General features: G+C 69.6%; 18 protein-coding genes. 5 read left to right on the top strand and 13 right to left on the bottom strand.

The window, feature by feature from the left end; all coding sequences use genetic code 11:
- Positions 1 to 4 precede the first annotated feature (4 nt).
- The 3 genes from nadE (at position 5) to E8D38_RS07420 (ending at position 2488) form a co-directional block, all read left to right on the top strand.
- Positions 5 to 979, top strand: coding sequence for an NAD(+) synthase (gene nadE / locus E8D38_RS07430; RefSeq protein ID WP_140627411.1), 975 nt, complete (start codon positions 5 to 7; stop codon positions 977 to 979).
- On the top strand, positions 979 to 1626 hold the full coding sequence (locus E8D38_RS07425) for an acyltransferase (RefSeq protein WP_140627409.1): 648 nt from the start codon (positions 979 to 981) through the stop codon (positions 1624 to 1626). Before nadE ends, E8D38_RS07425 begins: the two co-directional genes overlap by 1 nt.
- 112 nt (positions 1627 to 1738) lie before the next feature.
- On the top strand, positions 1739 to 2488 hold the full coding sequence (locus tag E8D38_RS07420) for an SGNH/GDSL hydrolase family protein (RefSeq protein WP_140627407.1): 750 nt from the start codon (positions 1739 to 1741) through the stop codon (positions 2486 to 2488).
- Between the two features lie 16 nt (positions 2489 to 2504).
- Here the strand turns inward: E8D38_RS07420 and E8D38_RS07415 are convergent, their stop codons facing one another.
- The 4 genes from E8D38_RS07415 to E8D38_RS07400 form a co-directional block, all read right to left on the bottom strand.
- A complete protein-coding gene (locus E8D38_RS07415; protein WP_140627405.1) occupies positions 2505 to 3509 on the bottom strand; it encodes a vWA domain-containing protein in 1005 nt (334 codons plus the stop codon).
- A gap of 127 nt (positions 3510 to 3636) precedes the next feature.
- The gene (locus tag E8D38_RS07410; RefSeq protein WP_140627403.1) at positions 3637 to 4356 is read right to left on the bottom strand and encodes a DUF72 domain-containing protein; all 720 of its coding nucleotides are present in this window, start codon (positions 4354 to 4356) and stop codon (positions 3637 to 3639) included.
- A gap of 40 nt (positions 4357 to 4396) precedes the next feature.
- Positions 4397 to 5038 (bottom strand): hypothetical protein, encoded by a 642-nt coding sequence (locus E8D38_RS07405; RefSeq protein WP_219851674.1) that lies wholly within the window; start codon positions 5036 to 5038, stop codon positions 4397 to 4399.
- Between the two features lie 41 nt (positions 5039 to 5079).
- Entirely contained in the window at positions 5080 to 5487 is a 408-nt protein-coding gene (locus tag E8D38_RS07400; RefSeq protein WP_140627399.1) for a hypothetical protein, read from the bottom strand.
- Between the two features lie 213 nt (positions 5488 to 5700).
- On the opposite strand from E8D38_RS07400, the gene E8D38_RS07395 reads away from it, so the two are divergent.
- Positions 5701 to 7878, top strand: a complete 2178-nt coding sequence (locus tag E8D38_RS07395; RefSeq protein ID WP_181178971.1) for a penicillin-binding protein 1A — start codon at positions 5701 to 5703, stop codon at positions 7876 to 7878.
- A gap of 18 nt (positions 7879 to 7896) precedes the next feature.
- Here E8D38_RS07395 and E8D38_RS07390 read toward each other — a convergent pair whose 3' ends face one another.
- Positions 7897 to 8682, bottom strand: a complete 786-nt coding sequence (locus E8D38_RS07390) for a hypothetical protein (protein ID WP_140627394.1) — start codon at positions 8680 to 8682, stop codon at positions 7897 to 7899.
- Between the two features lie 98 nt (positions 8683 to 8780).
- Positions 8781 to 9338, bottom strand: a complete 558-nt coding sequence (locus E8D38_RS07385) for an Lrp/AsnC family transcriptional regulator (RefSeq protein WP_140627392.1) — start codon at positions 9336 to 9338, stop codon at positions 8781 to 8783.
- 183 nt (positions 9339 to 9521) lie between these two features.
- Between E8D38_RS07385 and E8D38_RS07380 the strand changes: the two genes are divergently transcribed.
- The gene (locus E8D38_RS07380; RefSeq protein WP_140627390.1) at positions 9522 to 13082 is read left to right on the top strand and encodes an indolepyruvate ferredoxin oxidoreductase family protein; all 3561 of its coding nucleotides are present in this window, start codon (positions 9522 to 9524) and stop codon (positions 13080 to 13082) included.
- 35 nt (positions 13083 to 13117) lie between these two features.
- Here the strand turns inward: E8D38_RS07380 and E8D38_RS07375 are convergent, their stop codons facing one another.
- The 7 genes from E8D38_RS07375 to E8D38_RS07345 are packed head-to-tail and all read right to left on the bottom strand — an operon-like array spanning position 13118 to position 18822.
- Positions 13118 to 13756: a pyridoxamine 5'-phosphate oxidase family protein gene (locus E8D38_RS07375; RefSeq protein WP_140627388.1), complete on the bottom strand. Its 639-nt coding sequence runs from the start codon at positions 13754 to 13756 to the stop codon at positions 13118 to 13120.
- Between the two features lie 7 nt (positions 13757 to 13763).
- Positions 13764 to 14918, bottom strand: a complete 1155-nt coding sequence (locus E8D38_RS07370; RefSeq protein ID WP_246099392.1) for an alpha-D-ribose 1-methylphosphonate 5-triphosphate diphosphatase — start codon at positions 14916 to 14918, stop codon at positions 13764 to 13766.
- Positions 14918 to 15658: a phosphonate C-P lyase system protein PhnL gene (gene phnL / locus E8D38_RS07365; protein WP_140627384.1), complete on the bottom strand. Its 741-nt coding sequence runs from the start codon at positions 15656 to 15658 to the stop codon at positions 14918 to 14920. Before phnL ends, E8D38_RS07370 begins: the two co-directional genes overlap by 1 nt.
- Positions 15655 to 16440: a phosphonate C-P lyase system protein PhnK gene (gene phnK, locus E8D38_RS07360; protein WP_140627382.1), complete on the bottom strand. Its 786-nt coding sequence runs from the start codon at positions 16438 to 16440 to the stop codon at positions 15655 to 15657. Before phnK ends, phnL begins: the two co-directional genes overlap by 4 nt.
- Positions 16437 to 16898: a GNAT family N-acetyltransferase gene (locus E8D38_RS07355; RefSeq protein WP_140627380.1), complete on the bottom strand. Its 462-nt coding sequence runs from the start codon at positions 16896 to 16898 to the stop codon at positions 16437 to 16439. The genes phnK and E8D38_RS07355 overlap by 4 nt, the downstream gene beginning before the upstream one ends.
- Positions 16895 to 17734 (bottom strand): alpha-D-ribose 1-methylphosphonate 5-phosphate C-P-lyase PhnJ, encoded by an 840-nt coding sequence (locus E8D38_RS07350; protein ID WP_140627378.1) that lies wholly within the window; start codon positions 17732 to 17734, stop codon positions 16895 to 16897. Before E8D38_RS07350 ends, E8D38_RS07355 begins: the two co-directional genes overlap by 4 nt.
- A complete protein-coding gene (locus E8D38_RS07345) occupies positions 17731 to 18822 on the bottom strand; it encodes a carbon-phosphorus lyase complex subunit (protein WP_140627376.1) in 1092 nt (363 codons plus the stop codon). The genes E8D38_RS07350 and E8D38_RS07345 overlap by 4 nt, the downstream gene beginning before the upstream one ends.
- Positions 18823 to 18824 lie beyond the last annotated feature (2 nt).

Here is an 18824-nt window from a genome sequence, read left to right as displayed (position 1 = left end):
CTACATGACTTTCGACAGCAATGCCTTGAAGCTCGATGCGGCCGCCGAGGCCGAGCGCATCGGCGAGGCGATGCGGCGCCAGGTGCGCGACCTGCGCCGCAAGGGCATCGTGGTGGGCATCTCCGGCGGCATCGACAGCTCGGTGACCGCCGCGCTGGCGGCCCGAGCGCTGGGCGCCGAGCGCGTGTTCGGCATCTTCATGCCCGAGGCAGACTCCGACCCGGAATCCCTGCGCCTGGGGCAGCTCCTGGCGAACCGCTTCGAGATTCGCAGCACCGTCGAGGACATCGCGCCGGCGCTGGCCGCGCTCAAGTGCTACGAGCGCCGCAATGCCGCGGTGGCGCAGGTCATCCCCGAGTTCACGCCGCAGTGGAAGTTCAAGATCGTGCTGCCCGGCCCAGAGCACCAGGGTCTCAACTTCTATTCGGTGGTGGCACGTTCGCCCGAAGGCCGCGAGGTGAAGGTGCGGCTCACCCTGGACGCCTACCTCGCCATCCTGGCCGCCACCAACTTCAAGCAGCGCGTGCGCAAGATGGTCGAGTACCACTGGGCCGACCGCCTGAACTACGCCGTGGCCGGCACGCCGAACCGGCTCGAGTACGACCAGGGCTTTTTCGTCAAGCAAGGCGACGGTGCGGCCGACATCAAGCCGATCGCGCACCTCTACAAGAGCCAGGTCTACCAGCTCGCCGAGTATCTGGGCGTGCCTGAAGAGATTCGCCGGCGCCCGCCCACCACCGACACCTATTCGCTGCCGCAGGGCCAGGATGAGTTCTATTTCAGCCTGCCCTACGACAAGCTTGACCTGTGCCTGTACGCGAAGAACCACGGCATCGCCGCCGGCGAGGCCGCGGCGGCCGCCGGCCTGTCTGCAGCCCAGGTGGAGCATGCGTTCAAGGACATCGATCTCAAGCGTTCGACCACGCGCTACCTGCACCAGAAGCCGCTGCTGGTGCAGGAGATCCCGGGAGTCGGCTGATGGGCGGGATCGTCGACAGCGCAGACCACGAGCATGCCCACAGCCGCCCGCAGCCGCAGGGCGGCTTCGTGAAGCGCCTGCTCTGGCAGCTGCGCACCGACGCCGACGAGCTATGGCTGTGGCTGCTGTGCGCCGTGCCGCTGCGCCTGGGCGTTTGGCTGCGTGCCCGCCTGCTGCCGCGGGTGCTCGGCCACCTGGGCCCGCATGCGCGCGTGCTGGCGGGCTTTCGCGTCACCAGCGCCGACAAGGTCCGCATCGGTGCCCACTGCAACTTCGCGCAGAACGTGTTCATCACCGGCGGCGGCGGTGTGCGCATCGGCGACTGGGTCGGCTTCGGCCCGGACGTGAAGGTGTGGTCGGTGAACCACCGCTTCGACGACCCCGACACCCCCTGGCAGCTGCAGGGCTGGGACGAGAAGGAGGTGGTGATCGAAGACGACGTGTGGCTGGGAGCCGGCGTGTTCGTGATGCCGGGCGTCACCATCCATCGCGGCGCCATCATCTCGGCCTGCACCGTGCTCAACAAGTCGGTGCCGGCGTATGCCATCGTGGCCGGCAATCCCGGCCGCGTGGTGGGCTGGCGCAAGCGGCCGCCCGCCGACACCCCCGAAAGCAACGCCGCCCCGCCGGCGGCCGACCCTTCCTAGCCATCCCATGACCCACCTGCTCAATCGACGTGCGGCCGTGCTCGGTGCGGCCCTTTCGCCCCTGGTGCCGGCAGCGCTCGGCGGCTGCTCGGCACGCTCAACGGAGGTTCCCGTGGACCTGGTCGCCGTGAAGGCCGACCTGCAGGCCATCTCGCAGGCGCGCATCCTGTTCGCCCACCAGTCGGTGGGCCGCAACATCCTCGACGGCGTGCGCGACCTCGTGCGCGAGACCGGCGTGACGCTGCGCATCGAACGCTTCGACGAAGGCACGCAGGCGCCGGCCGGCCCCGGGCTGTTCCACGTACAGGTCGGCAGGAACGGCGTGCCGGACACCAAGATCGCGTCGTTCGGCCAGCTGCTGGCGTCCGACGGCGGCTTCGACGTCGCGCTGCTGAAGCTCTGCTACGAAGACGTGGCCCGCGACGCGCAAGGCCAGGACGGCCTGCTCGGCCGCTACGAGTCGATGGTCTCGCAGGTGAGCGCCGCCAGCCCCGGCACGCGTCTGGTGCACGTGACGACGCCGGTGCGCTCGCAGGCGCCGGGCTGGAAGACGCCCCTCAAGCGCCTGCTCGGCCGCGAGATCGAAGGCGACGCCGACAACGCCTTGCGCAATGCCTACAACCAGAGCCTGCTCGCGCGCTTCGGCGACGGCAAGGCGCTGGTGTTCGACCTGGCGCGCATCGAGTCGACCCTGCCGGACGGCCGCCGCAGCAGCTTCGACCACGACGGCAAGCCGGTACACACGCTGGCGCCCGACTACACCGACGACGGCGGGCATCTCAACGAAGCCGGGCGCCGGCATGCGGCCGCGGCCTTCGTGCGCACGCTGGCGCAGGCCCTGCAGCGCCAGCCGGCGGGCTGACGGTCCGGCGGCTCGTCTACGCCACCGCGCCGCTGCGCCACAGCGACAGGCCGGCGGCAGCCAGCAGCAGCACCGCCCCGAGCCCGGCCACCACGGCGGTGGCCTCGGTCTCGTGCACGCGGGTGACCAGCCGGCTCTTCAGCTCGCTATAGACCTGCTTGAGCTCGTCGACATTGGTGGCGCGGAAATATTCGCCGGCCGTCAGGCGGGCGATTTCCTTCAGGCCCACCTCGTCGAGCCCCACATGCTCGCTCGCGCCCTCGGAACGCACGATGGCGCCGTCGGCCGTGCCGAAGCCGACGGTGCACACCTTGACACCGCGCTGTGCGGCGAGCCGCGCCGCATCGAGCGGGTCGCTGCCCATGGTGTTTTCGCCATCGGTGAGCAGCACGATCAGGCCTTCGGCATAGGAGCCGGGCGCCACCGCCGGCGGCGCCGGCACCGCATGCGCGGGCGGTGGCTGCTGCACCGAAGCGAGGTCGAGGGCCTGCCCCGGAAACAGGGCGCTCAGGGCGGTGACGATGCCGTCGCCGATGGCGGTGCCTCCTTGCAGCTGGAAGCGGTCGATCGCTTCGGTGGCGCGTTCGCGCACCAGTGTGGGCGGCTGAACGAGCTCGGCGCTGTCGGCATAGGCAACCACCGCGACCTGCACGCCGCGAGGCAGTTCCTGCACGAACTTCTTGGCCGCCTTCTGTGCTGCCGCCAGGCGGTTGGGCGCGATGTCGGCGGCAGCCATGCTGCCCGACAGGTCGATGGCCAGCACGATGGTCTGGTCGGGGCCGGTTTCCGGCAGCGACCACATCGGCCGCGCCATCGCCACGATCAGCACCGCCAGGCCCACGAGCAGCAGCAGCTCGCTGGCACGTACGCGTCCTGGGTTGGCGGCGGGAGCGGCACCGAACATGCCCGGCCAGGCTCCGGCCAGCTGGTCTCGGCGGCGGCGCAGCAGCCACATGCGGGCAGCTGCCAGCAGCGGCAGCAGGACAAGCAACCACAGCAGTTCGGGCCATAGGAACTTCATGGTCCCGTCCTTTCTCGCCACCAGCGGCAACAAAGCCCCGTCTGATGTGATTGAACTGCGCGTGTGGGGCCGGCGCAAGCCTGTACCCGTGAACGGGTGGGGGCGGGTACGAAAGAGTGTGTTTCGCTCAGCCCGCGAGGCTTAAGCTCTGCAGCTTGTGCGCATAGCCGGGTGCCGTCGGCTCGTGCATGAAGTAGGCATGGACCTGCTGCCAGCCGGTGGCGGCCAGGCGCTCGGCCCACGACGCCAGGTCGCCGTCCGCGTAGTCTTCGAGCCGCAGCCGGACGTACCCCCAGGGCGCGGTCTCCACCAGCGGCGGCGGCGCGTTGTCTTCTCGTTCGGAGAAGCACAGGGAAGCGCCGGCGTCGCGCAGCAGTGCATACACCTCGTCGTCGAACCAGCTGTCGTTGCGGAACTCGAAGGCCGCCAGATGCCCGGCCGGCAGCAGCGACAGGAATTCGGCCAGCCGCGGCAGGTCCTTCTTCAGGAAGGGCGGCAGCTGGAACAGCACCGGCCCGCGCTTGCTGCCCAGCGCTTCCAGCACCTTGTAGAGGTAGGCCACCGAATCGGCCGATGCATCGGCCTTCAATCTCGCTTCGTGCGTGATGCGCTTGGGCGCCTTGATGGCGAAGCGGAAGTGCGCCGGCGTCACCTCGGCCCAGTGGGCCAGCACGGTGGCCTTGGGCATCGCATAGAAGGTGTTGTTGATCTCGACCGTGGGCAGGCGCTCCGCATACCAGGCCAGCATGTCCTCGGGCTTGATCTGCTCGGGGTAGAAGGTTCCCTTCCACTCCTTGAAGGCATAGCCGCTGGCGCCTGCGTAGAGCCTGTGTGCCGAAGTCGTCATGGGCGGCAGTGTGGGCGCAGGGCGCGCGCGCATCAAGAGGCTACTGCGGACTCACCCTCAGCTGCACCACCCAGCGCCGACCGCGCTGCGCGTCGCGGCTGGACAGCACGCCGCGGGCACTCTGGCTGTCTGCCTCGCCGCTGCTGGCGATGGTGACCCATTCGCGCAACGGCACCTGTACGGTGGTGAGGGTGCGTGCTGAGTCCACCGCGGCCTGCGGCTGGCCGAGAGGCTGCAGCGCACCGGGCTGGCTCACGCTGCCCGACTCTGCCTGGATCTCCACCGTGACCGGCGCCTCGCCGCCGGGCCAGCGCGGCAGCACCGCAAAGCCGCGCGCCGCCTCGGCCCATGCCGTCTGGCCCACCACCTGCGGGCCGCGCGGCGTGACGACCACTTCCCACCACTGGAGCGGCAGGGCCTGCGCCAGACGCACGCCGGCCCGGCCACCGTTCAGCACCCGCACCTGCTGAGTCGACGCCAGAGCACTGTCGCGGCTGCGCGACTCCACCTGCACCCCGGCCCGGCCCGACACCTGGCCATCCGAGCCGATGACCACCTCGCCGCCGCTCACGCCGCCGCCCGAGACGGTGAAGGAGGCTTCGTCGCCCTGGCGCACTTCGACCAGCAGGTTGCGTTGCGGCAGCTTCTGGTCCTGTGCTTGCGCAAGAGCCGCAGCAACCATGCACAGCACAACCCACGCCGCCGCGCGGAACAGGCGTCGCATCATTGCGCCGGCAAGGCCCTGCGGCCCGAGGCGGCGTTCGCGGCAAAGCGCTGCAGCACACGCCGCAGCGCCTCGGGGTTTTCCTCTTCGAGCCTGCTGAGCAGCTTCATCGCAGCCCGCTCGCGGTCGGCTGCGTGGCGCCGCTTGATCTGCCGCACCTCCTCGTGCAGCTCGCGCAGGTTCGCCAGCGCCTCGACCTTCTCCTCTTCGGAGCCGGCCACGGCGTCGAGCAGCCAGCCGAGCTGCTTGCCGTAGGAGGCCTTCTCGAAAACGTCGCGTTCGATTTCAGGCACGCCGGCGCCGGGCTTGATGCCGGCGAAAAACGTCTCGGGCGAGATGTCCTGCGTGACGGCGCCGCTCCACGGCCAGTGGGTCTGCGGGGCGTAGATCCAGAACCAGGGAAACATGGAGTCCTCCTTGAAGAGATTCGTCATCCCGGCCGCTGTGCAAATTTGTTACAGCATCGCGGCCGGTACGCCGCACACTGCGCGACCCAGGGAGCTTACGCCCGGCCCTGTCGGTCGATGAGCCGGGCGCATCGGACAGGCGAGAGATTGGTGGATTCCCCGAGCTGGCGAGAGTGGCTGCGATCGCGCATGCAGACGGCCCGGACGGCGGCCATGCCCTGGCTGCGCCGTGCCGGCGTGGCGATTCTCGTGGGCGTGTTGCTGCTGGCGGGCTACACCCTGGCGCTGGTGCCCCTCACGCCCGACGTGCAGGGCATGCTCAAGGCCCGCGACGAAAAGCCCAGCGTGCTGCTGGCAGCCGACGGTTCGGTGCTGGCCACCTTCCGCCGCACCAACCGGGAGTGGCTGCCGCTGGAGGCGATTCCGCAGCCGGTGGTGGACGCGCTGATCGCCACCGAGGACCACCGGTTCTGGCAGCACCCCGGGGTCGACTGGCAGCGCAGCGTGTCGTCGGTGCTGCACACGCTGTCGGGCAACCGCCAGGGCGGCTCCACCATCACCCAGCAGCTGGCCCGCAACCTCTTCCCCAAGGACATCGGGCGTTCGCTCTCGGCCACGCGCAAGCTCAAGGAGATGATCACCGCGCTCAAGCTGGAGCGCGCCTACTCCAAGCGCGAGATCCTCGAGACCTATCTCAACACCGTCTCGTTCCACTACGACGCCTGGGGCATCGAGATGGCCGCGCGCACCTATTTCGGCAAGCCGGCGCGCGCGCTTTCGCTGGCCGAAGCCGCCACGCTGGTCGGGCTGCTCAAGGGCACGAGCGTCTACAACCCGGTGCAAAAGCCCGAACGTGCGCTGGAGCGCCGCAACGTGGTGCTCGCGCAGATGGTCAAGCACGGCAAGCTGGATGCGGCGCTGTGCGAGAAGCTGAGCCGGCGCCCGCTGCGCCTGGACTTCAAGCGCCAGGACCCGGACGCGGGGCCGGCGCCGCACTTCGCCGACGCGGTGCGGCGCTGGCTGTCCGAATGGGCCGAGCCGCTGGGCTACGACCTCCATGCCGACGGCCTGGTGGTGCAGTCCACGCTCGACGCGAACCTGCAGCGGCTGGCCAGCCAGGCGGTGACCCGCCAGCTCGACGCGCTGCAGGCGGTGGCCGACGTGGAATGGGGCCGTGAAAGCGGCAAGCTGCTGTCCACCCGAGCGGGCAGCTATGCGCAGGCCCGCGGCAAGGTCGAGCCCTTCGCCCACTTCTGGGCCACCCACGCCGAGCTGCTCGACACCTTCGTGCGCGAATCGCAGGAATATGCGCGAGCCCTGGAGGCCGGCCGTACGCCCGACGAGGCGCTGGCCGAGCTGCGTGCCGACGATGGCTTCATGAACGCGCTGCGCCAGCGCAAGACGCGGCTGGAAGCCGGCTTCGTCGCCATCGACCCGGCCACCGGCGCGGTACGCGCCTGGGTGGGCAGCCGCAGCTTCGTGGCCGACAGCTACGACCACGTGCAGCAGGCCCGGCGCCAGCCGGGCTCGACCTTCAAGCCGTTCGTCTATGGCGCGGCCCTGGAGGCCGGCATGGACCCGCAGCAGCAGTTCCCCAGCCGCGCGCAGCCGATCCGCCTGCCCGACGGCAAGTGGTGGCGCCCGAAAGACATGTCGCGGGCCGAGCGCGAGACGACCAGCCTCGAGGACGGCCTCGTGTTCTCGCGCAACAGCACCACCGCCCAGGTGATGCAGCAGGTGGGCCCCAAGGCGGTGGTGCAGTTCGCGCAGCGCCTCGGGGTGCGCGACAGCGAGCTGGACGCCGTGCCATCGCTGGCGCTGGGCACCAGCTCCGTGTCGCTGCTCGAGATGGCCAGCGCCTACGCGAGCATTGCCGCGCTGGGCGAGTACCGCGCACCGCAGCTCATCACGCAGGTGAGCGATGCCCAGGGCCGTGTGCTGGCCCGCTTCGCGCCGCCGCCGCAGCAGCCGCCCGAGCGCGTGCTCGAGTCCGACGTCGCGGTGCAGCTGATCGACATGCTGCGCGGCGTGGTCGACCGCGGCACCGGCCAGGGCCTGCGCACGGTGCATGGCATCACCGCCGACGTGGCCGGCAAGACCGGCACCACCCAGAACAACACCGACGGCTGGTTCCTGCTGATGCACCCGCAGCTGGTGAGCGGCGCATGGGTCGGCTTCAACGACCCGCGGGTGACGATGCGCAGCGACCATTGGGGCCAGGGCGCCCACAACGCGCTGCACGTGGTGGGCGACTTCACCAGCCAGGCGCTGGCCCGCGGCCGGCTCGACGCTTCGGCGCAGTTCCCGTCGCGCATGGGAGCGCAGTTCGAAGGCGTGTTGCGCAACGCCGGGGAAACGCTGCGGCGCTGGTTCGGCTTCGGCTCGCCGTAGCCTGCGCGCCGGCAGCCGTCAGATCTGGCTCAGCACAGGCCGCATCGCACGCTCCACCGCCTGCACGATCAGCTGCTTCAGGTGCTCGACCTTCTGACCGGCGTCGAGCGCATCCCACGGATGGACGCTCCCCTTGACGAGGGCATGCACCAGCACGCTGGACGCCATGCCGTAGGAGTCTTTCAGGACGGTGAGCGAATCCATGTCGACCAGGCTGACCCGCACATAGGCAAACGGCCCCAGGAAGCCCTCGGTGACCAGCCCTGTCTCATTGCTCTCCATGGGGGTCGCACGGTCCAGGTAGAAGCCCAGCCCGTTGAGGGTGCCCTTTCCGAAATGACCATCGCGCCCCTGCAAACGAGCTTCTCCGCGCTGCTTCGTGACGATGATGAAGCGCCCGGTGCCCCGCTCCTTCAGGACCGCCTTCAGCGAGGAGATGAAGGCCTTCTGCTTTTCGGGCGGGCCTGCAAGGTCCTGCTGGGCGCCGTAGATGGCCGGGTCGCGCACGGACAGCAGGGACGGCCGCAAGCCGGGCTTCCCTTTCTTCAGGGCGTCTTCGACCGCGAACAGGGTGGCACGATCGAGCTCGTTGTCGGACAGCGGCAGCTCGCTGAGGGTGTTGGTGTCGATATGGCTGCCCGTGCCGGACACATATCCCACCAGAGAGATCTTGTCGCCCACCAGCGAAACCACGGAATAGGGCAACGCCGAGGCGGATTCCTGAGCCGGCGCAGCCAGGGGTGCCCCCACCATGCATGCACCGATCATCGCCAGCAGATGCCGCCTCATTCCCTTCGCCTTCATTCACTTCTCCTCATTTGTCGGACGACGCGCAGCCTAAGCGCACGAGCCGCTCAGCGGACTCCCCCTGATGAGGGTACTTGCACCGGGCATTTGCGCGCCTACCTCGCCCGCCCCTCCAGATGCCCCAGCGGCAGCACGCCGCTGCCCTTCACTTCGCCGAGCGAGAAGCTGGTGTGCAGGTCCTTCACGTTGGGCAGCTTGAACAGCGTGTCCATCGACCAGCGCGCATAGGCGTCGAGGTCGGTGGTCAGCACTTCGAGCTCGAAGGTGCCCGCGCCGCTGATGTAGTGGCACGAGATCACCTCGGGCAGCGCACGGATCGCGTCTTCGAGCGCGCGGGTTGCGTCGGCATTGTTGCGCTCGGCGTCGACCCGCACGAAGGCCAGAACGCCCAGGCCGATCTTTCGCCGGTCGAGCGCGGCACGGTAGCCCAGGATGTAGCCCTGCTCCTCGAGCCATTTCACCCGCCGCCAGGTGGGCGCGGGCGACAGGCCGATGCGGCTGGCCAGCTCGGCATTGGACAGCCGGGCGTCCTGCTGCAACTCCCGCAGGATGGCGATGTCGTAGCGGTCGAGGCCGGCGCCGTGCGGCGCTTCGGCGGCGGCGGCTTCATCCACGGAGCGGGTTTTCCCTAGGGGCTGTTTTTGCGATGGCATTTGCTTCTCCAGCCGGCATTTTTCGCAAGGATGTTGCTGAAGCAACCCCATTTGCGGCATCGAAAGAAAAGACTTCCCGAAAGGCTTTGCCTACACTGACAGCCATCCCCCACACCCGGCAGGCAGCGCCCGTCCATGAGGCGCGCGCGTGACCGCCACCCCACAGAACAAGGAGCCGCACGCATGAACGCGCCCCTGCCCGAGCACATCCGCAAGGCCCTCGAGTCGGTCACCCTGGACGACAAGTACGCACTCGAAAGCGGCAACGCCTTCATGAGCGGCGTGCAGGCGCTGGTGCGGCTGCCCATGCTGCAGCGCAAGCGCGACGCGGTCGCCGGCCTCAATACCGCGGGCTTCATTTCCGGCTATCGCGGATCGCCGCTGGGCGGCTACGACCAGGCGCTGTGGAATGCCAAGAAGCACCTGGCGGCAAACCACATCGTCTTCCAGCCCGGCGTGAACGAGGAGCTGGGTGCCACCGCGGTGTGGGGCACGCAGCAGCTCGACCTCTATCCGAAGAACAACAAGTTCGACGGCGTGTTCGGCATCTGGTACGGCAAGGGCCCGGGCGTGGACCGCTGCTCCGACGTCTTCAAGCACGCCAACATGGCCGGCACGGCCAAGCACGGCGGCGTGATCGCCATCGCCGGCGACGACCACATCTCCAAGAGCTCCACCGCGGCGCACCAGAGCGACCACATCTTCAAGGCGTGCGGCCTGCCGGTGTTCTTCCCGTCGAACGTGCAGGAGATCCTCGATCTGGGCCTGCACGCCTTCGCGATGAGCCGCTTCTCCGGCGTGTGGGCCGGCATGAAGACGATCCAGGAGATCGTCGAGTCGTCCACCACGGTGAGCGTGGACCCCGACCGGGTGAACATCGTGCTGCCTGAGGACTTCATCATGCCGCCGGGCGGCCTGCACATCCGCTGGCCCGACCCGCCGCTGGAGCAGGAAGCGCGGCTCATGGACCACAAGTGGTATGCCGCGCTCGCCTATGTGCGCGCCAACCGGCTCAACCACACGGTCATCGATTCGCCGCACGCGCGCCTGGGCCTCATTGCCAGCGGCAAGAGCTACAACGACACGCGCCAGGCGCTGTTCGACCTGGGGCTGGACGAGGACACCTGCCGTCGCATCGGCATCCGGCTGCACAAGGTCGGCGTGGTGTGGCCGCTCGAAGCCACCATCACCCGCGAGTTCGCCACCGGGCTGCAGGAGATCCTCGTCATCGAGGAAAAGCGCCAGGTCATCGAGTACCAGCTCAAGGAAGAGCTCTACAACTGGCGTCCCGACGTGCGGCCCAACGTGCTGGGCAAGTTCGACGAACCCGAGGGAGACCAGACCGGCGGCGAATGGTCGATGCCCAACCCGAGCGAGAACTGGCTGCTGCGCGCCAAGGCCGACCTGACGCCGGCCATCATCGCGCGCGCCATCGGCAAGCGGCTCATCAAGCTGGGGGTGGACGCCGACGTGCGTTCGCGCATCGAGGCGCGCCTGGCGGTCATCGACGCCAAGGAGCGCAGCCTCGCGGCGCTGGACGCCGGCGGCATCGGCGAGCGCACGCCCTGGTTCTGCTCGGGCTGCCCGCACAACACCAGCACCAAGGTGCCCGAAGGCTCGCGCGCGGTGGCCGGCATCGGCTGCCACTACATGGTGACCTGGATGGACCGCTCCACCAGCACCTTCACCCAGATGGGCGGCGAAGGCGTGCCCTGGGTGGGCCAGTCGCCGTTCACGAACGAGAAGCACATCTTCGCGAACCTGGGCGACGGCACGTACTACCACTCCGGCCTGCTGGCGGTGCGCCAGAGCATCGCGGCCAAGGTCAACATCACCTACAAGATCCTCTACAACGACGCGGTCGCCATGACCGGCGGCCAGCCGGTGGACGGCACGATGACCGTGCCGCAGATGACGCGCGAGCTCGAGGCCGAAGGCGCGAAGAAGATCGTCATCGTCACCGACGAGCCGGCCAAGTACAACGCGCCGCTCAACCTGGCGCCGGGCGTCACCATCCACCACCGCGACCAGCTCGACGAGGTGCAGCGCCAGCTGCGCGGGATCGAGGGCGTGACCATCCTCATCTACGACCAGACCTGCGCCACCGAGAAGCGCCGCCGCCGCAAGCGCGGCACCATGGCCGAGGCCGAGAAGCGGGTGGTGATCAACGAGCTGGTGTGCGAGGGCTGCGGCGACTGCTCGGTGAAGAGCAACTGCCTGTCGGTCGAGCCGGTGGAAACCGAATTCGGCCGCAAGCGCCGCATCAACCAGAACACCTGCAACAAGGACTATTCCTGCGTCAACGGCTTCTGCCCGAGCTTCGTCACCGTCGAAGGCGGCCAGCTCAAGAAGCCGAAGAAGGACAAGGCCCGCAACCCCTTCGACCTGCCGCCGATCGCCGATCCGCAGGTGCCGGCCGCGCCGCGCGCCTGGGGCATCCTGGTGGCCGGCGTGGGCGGCACCGGCATCATCACCATCGGCCAGCTGCTGGGCATGGCGGCGCACATCGAAGGCAAGGGCATCGTCACGCAGGACGCGGCCGGGCTCGCGCAAAAGGGTGGCGCCACCTGGAGCCACATCCAGATCGCCGACACGCCGCAAGCCATCCACTGCACGAAGGTGGGCACGGCCGAGGCCGACCTCGTGATCGCCTGCGACCCGCTGGTGGCGGCGAAGAAGGAGTCGCTTGCGGTGATGCGCGAGGGCCGCACCCATGTCGCGCTCAACACCCACGGCACGCCGACCGCCAGCTTCGTCAACAACCCGAACTGGCAGTTCCCCGAAGGCAACTGCGAGGCCGCCATCGAGCAGGCCACCGGCGCCGGCGGCCTGGCCCGCTTCGACGCCGAGCAGCTCGCGGTGCAGCTGCTGGGCGACTCGCTCTATACCAACCCGCTGATGCTGGGCTATGCATGGCAGAAGGGCTGGATCCCGCTGCAGAAGAGCTCGCTGCTGCGCGCGATGGAACTCAACGGCGTGCAGGTCGACAACAACAAGGCGGCCTTCGAATGGGGCCGCCGCGCGGCCCACGACCTGGCTGCGGTGCAGGCGCTGTGCACCACCGCGCAGGTGATCCAGTTCGCCCGCAAGCCCGGCCTCGACGAAGTGATCAGCAAGCGGGTGGAGTTCCTCACCGGCTACCAGAGCGCGGCCTATGCGCAGGAGTACGCGGCCTTCGTGCAGAAGGTGCGCAATGCCGAGGCGCCCCTGGGTTCGACCCGCCTCACCGAAGCGGTGGCCCGCTACCTGTTCAAGCTGATGGCCTACAAGGACGAGTACGAGGTGGCCCGGCTGCACACCGGCACCGGCTTCCTCGACAAGGTGGCCCAGCAATTCGAAGGCGACTACAAGGTCGCCTACCACCTGGCCCCGCCGCTGCTCGCCAGGCGCAACGCGAAGGGCGAGCTGGTGAAGCAGCGCTTCGGCCCGTGGATGCACACCGCGTTCAAGCTGCTGGCCCGCATGCGCGGCCTGCGCGGCACCGCGTTCGACGTGTTCGGCTACACCGAGGAGCGCAGGATGGAACGCGCGCTCATCGGCGAGTACCGCAACACCGTCGAGGAGCTGCTCCAGGCGCTGAAGGCCGACAACCTCTCGCAAGCCGTGGAGATCGCGCGCCTGCCGGAAGACATCCGCGGCTACGGCCACGTGAAGGAGCGCCACCTGGCCGCGGTGCGGCCGAAGTGGGAGCAGCTCCTGAAGCAGTGGCGCGAAGGCCGCGGCGCGGCGCAGCAGGCCGCCTGAGCCCGGCCGGGCCGGGCGCGGCCCCGACCCGGTACTCAGTAGAGCGTGCTGCTCTGCCGCGCCGGCAACGCGGCGTCGTAGGCCCCGCCGTCGATGCGTGACTCGCTCAGGGTCTCGAGCACGCAGCCGATGCTGGGCAGCGTCTTGCGGTCGACATGCCGGGCGGCGTCCCAGAGCTTCGAGCGCATCACCGCGCGGCCGCACTGGAAAAAGATGCTGCGCACGCTCACCACCAGCACCGAGCGCGGCAGCTTGCCGTCCACCGCAAACCGCTCCAGCAGCGCGGGCGCCGCCGAGATGCGGGCCTCGCCGTTGACCCGCAGCGCCTCGTTGCAGCCGGGGATCAGGAACAGCAGTGCGACTCGAGGGTCGTGCGCGATGTTGCGCAGGCTGTCGATGCGGTTGTTGCCGCGCCGGTCCGGCAGCAGCAGCGTCCGGTCGTCGGCGATCTCGACGAAACCCGGCGCGTCGCCGCGTGGCGAGGTGTCCAGGCCTTTGGGGCCCAGCGTGGCGAGCACGGCGAACGGCGACGCCTCGATGAACGGCCGGTACAGCGCATGGACGTGGTCGGCCACCTTGGCCAGCGAGGTGTCGCCGGGCAGCTCGCTGTAGATGCGGCGCAGCGCCGCTTCGTCGGTCAGGTCGTGGCTGCGGTCTTGCCAGGGCGACAACATGCGGGCCTCAGACGGTGCGGCGGCCGGCGCAGTACACCTCGCGCACCACCGGCAGGCCGCCGATCTCGCTGGCACGCACGAGGTCGGCGCGCCGGCCGACGGCGATCTCGCCCCGGTCGTCGAGACCGCAGGCACGCGCCGGCGCGCGGCTCACCACGTTGACCGCCTCGCTGATCGAGAAGCCGGCCTCCTGCTGCAGCTTCCAGGCTGCCTGCAGCAGGCTCGCCGGCACGTAGTCGGAAGACAACGCGTCGAGCACGCCTTCGCGGGCCAGGTCGAGCGCGGAGACGTTGCCGGAGTGCGACCCGCCGCGCACGACGTTCGGCGCACCGGCCACCGTGGCCAGGCCGTGCGCATGCGCATGGCGCGCCGCCGCCAGGGTGGTGGGGAATTCACTCATGCCGGCGCCCAGCGCCCGAGCCTCGTCCACATGTTCGATGGTCGTGTCGTCGTGGGTGGCCAGCGCCACGCCATGCCGGTGCGCGAACTCGGTGAACCAGACCCGGTTCGGCTGCGCGTACTGCTGCTGGCGCTGCGGCGCGATGCGCACTTCCTCGTCGAACTTCGCGTCGCTCCAGCCCTTCTTGCCGGTGTAGTAGATGCGCGCATGCTCGATGTCGCTCCACTGGCGCTGGCCCGGCGTGTGGTCCATCAGCGAAATGAGCCGCAGCCGCCGGTGCAGCGCAAACGGCTCGAACAGCTCGCGCGCATTGGGCGCCGGCAGCTCGCAGCGCACGTGCACGTAGTGTTCGCTGCGCAGCGCGCCGGCTGCCTCGAGCCGGTCGAGCACCTCGAGCAGGGCGCTCTGGTCGCGCGCGCGAAAGCCTTCGCCGTAGGGGTCGCCCACGCCGATGGAATCGAACACCGTGGTGATGCCGGCCGCGGCGATCTCGGCGTCGTGCGCCAGCACCGCGCCCTGGATCGGGAAGAACACCTTGGGCCGGGGCATCACATGGCGCTCGAGGTTGTCGGTGTGCACCTCCACCAGGCCGGGCAGCAGCAGGTCGCCGTGCAGGTCGTGCGCACCCGGCACCGAGGTGCGGCCGTGGCCCATTTCCGCGATGCGACCGTCGCGCAGCACCACGTGGCCTTGCACCACCTCGTGGGCCAGCACGAGCCGGGCGTTGTCGAGGATGGTTTCGCGGTTCGTCGTCATCGTCATCACTGTCCTTGGTTGGCGCCGGCCGCCACGCTTTCGCAGCGTGTGGCCACCGCATCGCGCACTTCCTCGTCGTGGAAGATGCCCACCACCGCGGTCCCGCGCGCCTTGGCCTCCTCGATGAGCTCGATGACCACGCGGCGGTTGGTCGCGTCCAGCGACGCGGTGGGTTCGTCCAGCAACAGCAGCCTGGCGCCCTGGATGAAGCCTCGCGCGATGTTGACACGTTGCTGCTCGCCGCCGGAGAACGTGGCTGGGGGGAGCTCCCACAAACCGGGGGGTAGGTTCAGCCGCCTGAACAATTCGCGAACCTGTTCACGCGCCGCGGCCAGCGCCTCGGCATGCCCGGCCTCGCTGCGCTGCCGGGCCACTGCCTCGTCGGCTTCGAGCATGCGTTCGGCCACCACGTCGAGCGCCGGCACCCGCGGCACCACGCGCAGGAACTGGCTCACGTAGGCGAGCTCGCGGCGGCGCAGCTGCAGCATCTGCTGCGGCGCGGCCTGCGCGAGGTCGAGCACCGAACCGTCGGCGCGGTGCAGCAGCACCTCGCCGCCGTCCACGCCATAGCTGCCGTGCAGGCATTTCATGAGCGTGGATTTTCCTTGCCCCGAGGGGCCGGTCAGCGCCACGCACTCCCCCGCGTTCACATCGAGTGACACGTTTTTCAGCACCGGCAGCTCGAGGCCCCCGCGCAGGTGCAGCCTGAAGGTCTTGCGCAGGTTGCGCACCTGAAGCACCCTCATGGCGCCACCACCGAAGCGACGAGCAGTTGCGTGTAGGGATGCTGCGGGTCGTCCAGCACCCGGTCGGTCAGCCCCTGCTCGACGATGCGGCCGCGCTGCATGACCAGCGTGCGATGCGCCAGCAGGCGCGCCACGCCGAGGTCGTGGGTCACCACCAGCGCCGACAGGCGCAGCCGCGCCACCAGCAGGCGGATCAGGTCGAGCAGCTTTGCCTGCACCGACACGTCGAGCCCGGAGGTCGGCTCGTCCATCAGCACCAGCCGAGGCCGGGTGACGAGGTTGCGGGCGATCTGCAGGCGCTGCCGCATGCCGCCCGAGAAGGCGCGCGGGCTGTCGTCGACCCGGTCCGCCTCGAGTTCGACGCGCTCCATCCATTCGCGGGCGGTGTCGCGCAGGCTGCCGTAGTGGCGCTGGCCCAGCGCCATGAGCCGCTCGCCGACGTTGGCACCGGCGCTCACGTTCATGCGCAGCCCCTCGGCCGCCTGCTGCTCGACGAAGCCCCATTCGGTGCGCGCTAGCCGCCGGCGCTCGCGCTCGGGCAGCGCATGCACGTCGACCCAGCGTTGATCTGCCGTGCGGTAGCGCACCTGGCCCTGCGCGGGCGCCAGCCGGCCGGCAATGCAGTTGAGCAGCGTGCTCTTGCCCGAGCCCGACTCGCCGACGATGGCGAGCACTTCGCCCGCATGCAGCACGAGGCTGGCCTCCTGCACGGCCCAGCGTGCCTCGGCGCTGGACGCAAAACGGTGGCAGAGCCCGTCGACGCGCAGCAGTTCTTCGGTCATTGCAGCGGCTCCTGCTGAAGAGGGACGACGAAGCTGATGCCGTGACGCTCGAAGCCCAGGCTGTCGTAGAAGGCATGGGCCGCCTCGCGCCGGATGTTCGAGCTGAGCGCGAGCTTGTAGCAGCCGTGTCCGCGTGCGACGCCCATGGCGTGATGCATCAGCGCGCGGCCCACGCCTTGCCCCTGCGCGGCGGCATCCACCGCCACGTCCTCGACCAGCGCCTCGGGCGCCAGCCCGTGTGCCAGCAGCGGCAGGACGTACAGCGTGAGGGTGCCCAGCACCTGCCCCTCGTGCTCGGCCAGGAACACCCGTGCCCCGGCTGCCGCCAGCCGGTCCCAGTGCAAGGACGCGGCCGCCACCTGCTGTGCGTCGGCGGGTGGATCGATTCCGCAGGCGGCATACAGGCACAGCACGGCCGGCACGTCGTCACGCGTGGCCAGGCGAATCGAGACGCTCACAGTCCGCGCTCCTCGCGCCGCTCCCGGCAGAAGTCGGTGTCGGAGCAGGTCCACAGCGGTGCCCCGCCGTCCTGCGGCACCTCGTCGAGCCAGGTGTCGGTGCTGCCGCACAGCGCACAGGCATGGCCCTGCAGCTCGACGCGGAACGGATGGTCGTCGAAGTCGAGGCTCTTCACGTCGGTGTACGGCGGCACCGCGTACAGCCTCTTCTCGCGTCCGGCACCGAACAGCTGCAGGGCCGGCATGCGGTGCATCCTGGGGTTGTCGAAACTCGGGATGGGCGAAGGCGCCATCACGTAGCGGCCATTCACCAGCACCGGGTGGTCGTAGGTGCTGTCGATGCGGCCCCAGTGCGCCAGGTCTTCGTAGAGCTTCACGTTCATGAGGCCGTATTCCTGGTAGGCATGCAGCCGGGTGGCTTCGGTGCGCCGCGGCTCCAGCTTGTAGAGCGGCTCCGGCTGCGGCACCTGGTACACCAGCACCTGCGCCTCGGACAGCGGCGCCTCGGGGATGCGGTGGCGCGTCTGGATGATGGTGGCTTCGCGGGTGCGCTCGGTGGTGGCCACGCCGGTGACGCGTGCGAAGAAGCGGCGGATGTTCACCGCATTGGTGGTGTCGTCCGAGCCCTGGTCGATGACCTTGAGCACGTCCTGCGGGCCGATCACCGCGGCGGTGACCTGGATGCCGCCGGTGCCCCAGCCGTAGGCCAGCGGCATCTCGCGCGAGCCGAAGGGCACCTGGTTGCCCGGCACCGCCACGGCTTTGAGCAGTGCGCGGCGGATCATGCGCTTCGTGCGCTCGTCCAGGTACCCGAAGTTGTAGCCGTCGGTCTTCATGCGGCCTCCTCCTCTGCGCGGCCGGCCGCGCTGCGCAGCGCGCGAACCATCTGCAGCTCCGATTCGAAGGTCACGTAGTGCGGCAGCTTCAGGTGCTGCACGAAACCCGAGGCCTCGACGTTGTCGCCGTGCGGCAGGGCGAATTCCTGCTGCTGCGCGGGGCTGGTGATCTCTTCGCCGAACTCGCCGGCCCGCAGCACCCGGTCGACCAGCGACATCGCCATCGCCTTGCGCTCGCCCTCGCCGAACACCAGGCCGTAGCCTCGTGTGAACTGCGCCGGCGCGGTGGCGCTGCCCACGAACTGGTTGACCATCTGGCATTCGGTGAGCTCGATCTCCCCCACCTCGATGGCGAAGCCCAGCTCGTCGGGCACCAGTTCCAGCGGCACCAGGCCCGCGCGTATCTCGCCGGCGAACGGGTGCGTGCTGGCATAGCCGCGCTGCGACGAATAGCCCAGGCCGAGCACCCAGCCCTCGTCGGCGCGCGCCAGCATCTGCAGGCGCGCGGCGCGGTCCATCGGATAGACCGGCGGTTCACGCGTGATGTCGGCCGGCTCCGGGTCGCCCTGGCTCGGCACGGCCGGCTCGACCAGCCCTTCCTGCACCAGCCGCTGCAATGCCGGCGGCACGCCGGCCGGCTCGAGCGCCGGCGCGGCTTCTTCATGGCGGACAGCCTCGCCGCTGTCGAGCAAGCCGAAGTCGAGCAGCCGCTGGGTGTAGTCGAAGGTGGCGCCCAGCAGCTGGCCGCCCGGCAGGTCCTTGAAGATGGCCGACACGCGCCGCTGCACCTGCATGCGGTCGGTGTCCACCGGTTCGCTGTAGCAAAGCCGCGGCAGCGTGGTGCGGTAGGCCCGCAGCAGGAAGGTCGCCTCGATGGCGTCGCCGCGCGCCTGCTTCAGCGCCAGCGCCGCGAGTTCGGGGTCGTAGAGCGAGCCCTCGGCCATCACCCGGTCGACCAGCAGGCCGAGCTGCTCGCGGACCTGCGCCACCTCGAGCTCGCGCACGGCCGGGTCGCCGCGCCGCGCCTCGTCGAGCAGGCGCAGCGATGCGGCGATCGCGGCTTCACCTCCCTTGACGGCCACGTACATGG

Source organism: Methylibium rhizosphaerae, assembly GCF_006386545.1.
GTDB lineage: Bacteria > Pseudomonadota > Gammaproteobacteria > Burkholderiales > Burkholderiaceae_C > Pseudorivibacter > Pseudorivibacter rhizosphaerae.
Note: the sequence above shows the minus strand (reverse complement) of the source record. Positions and strands in the feature narration are given on the sequence as shown.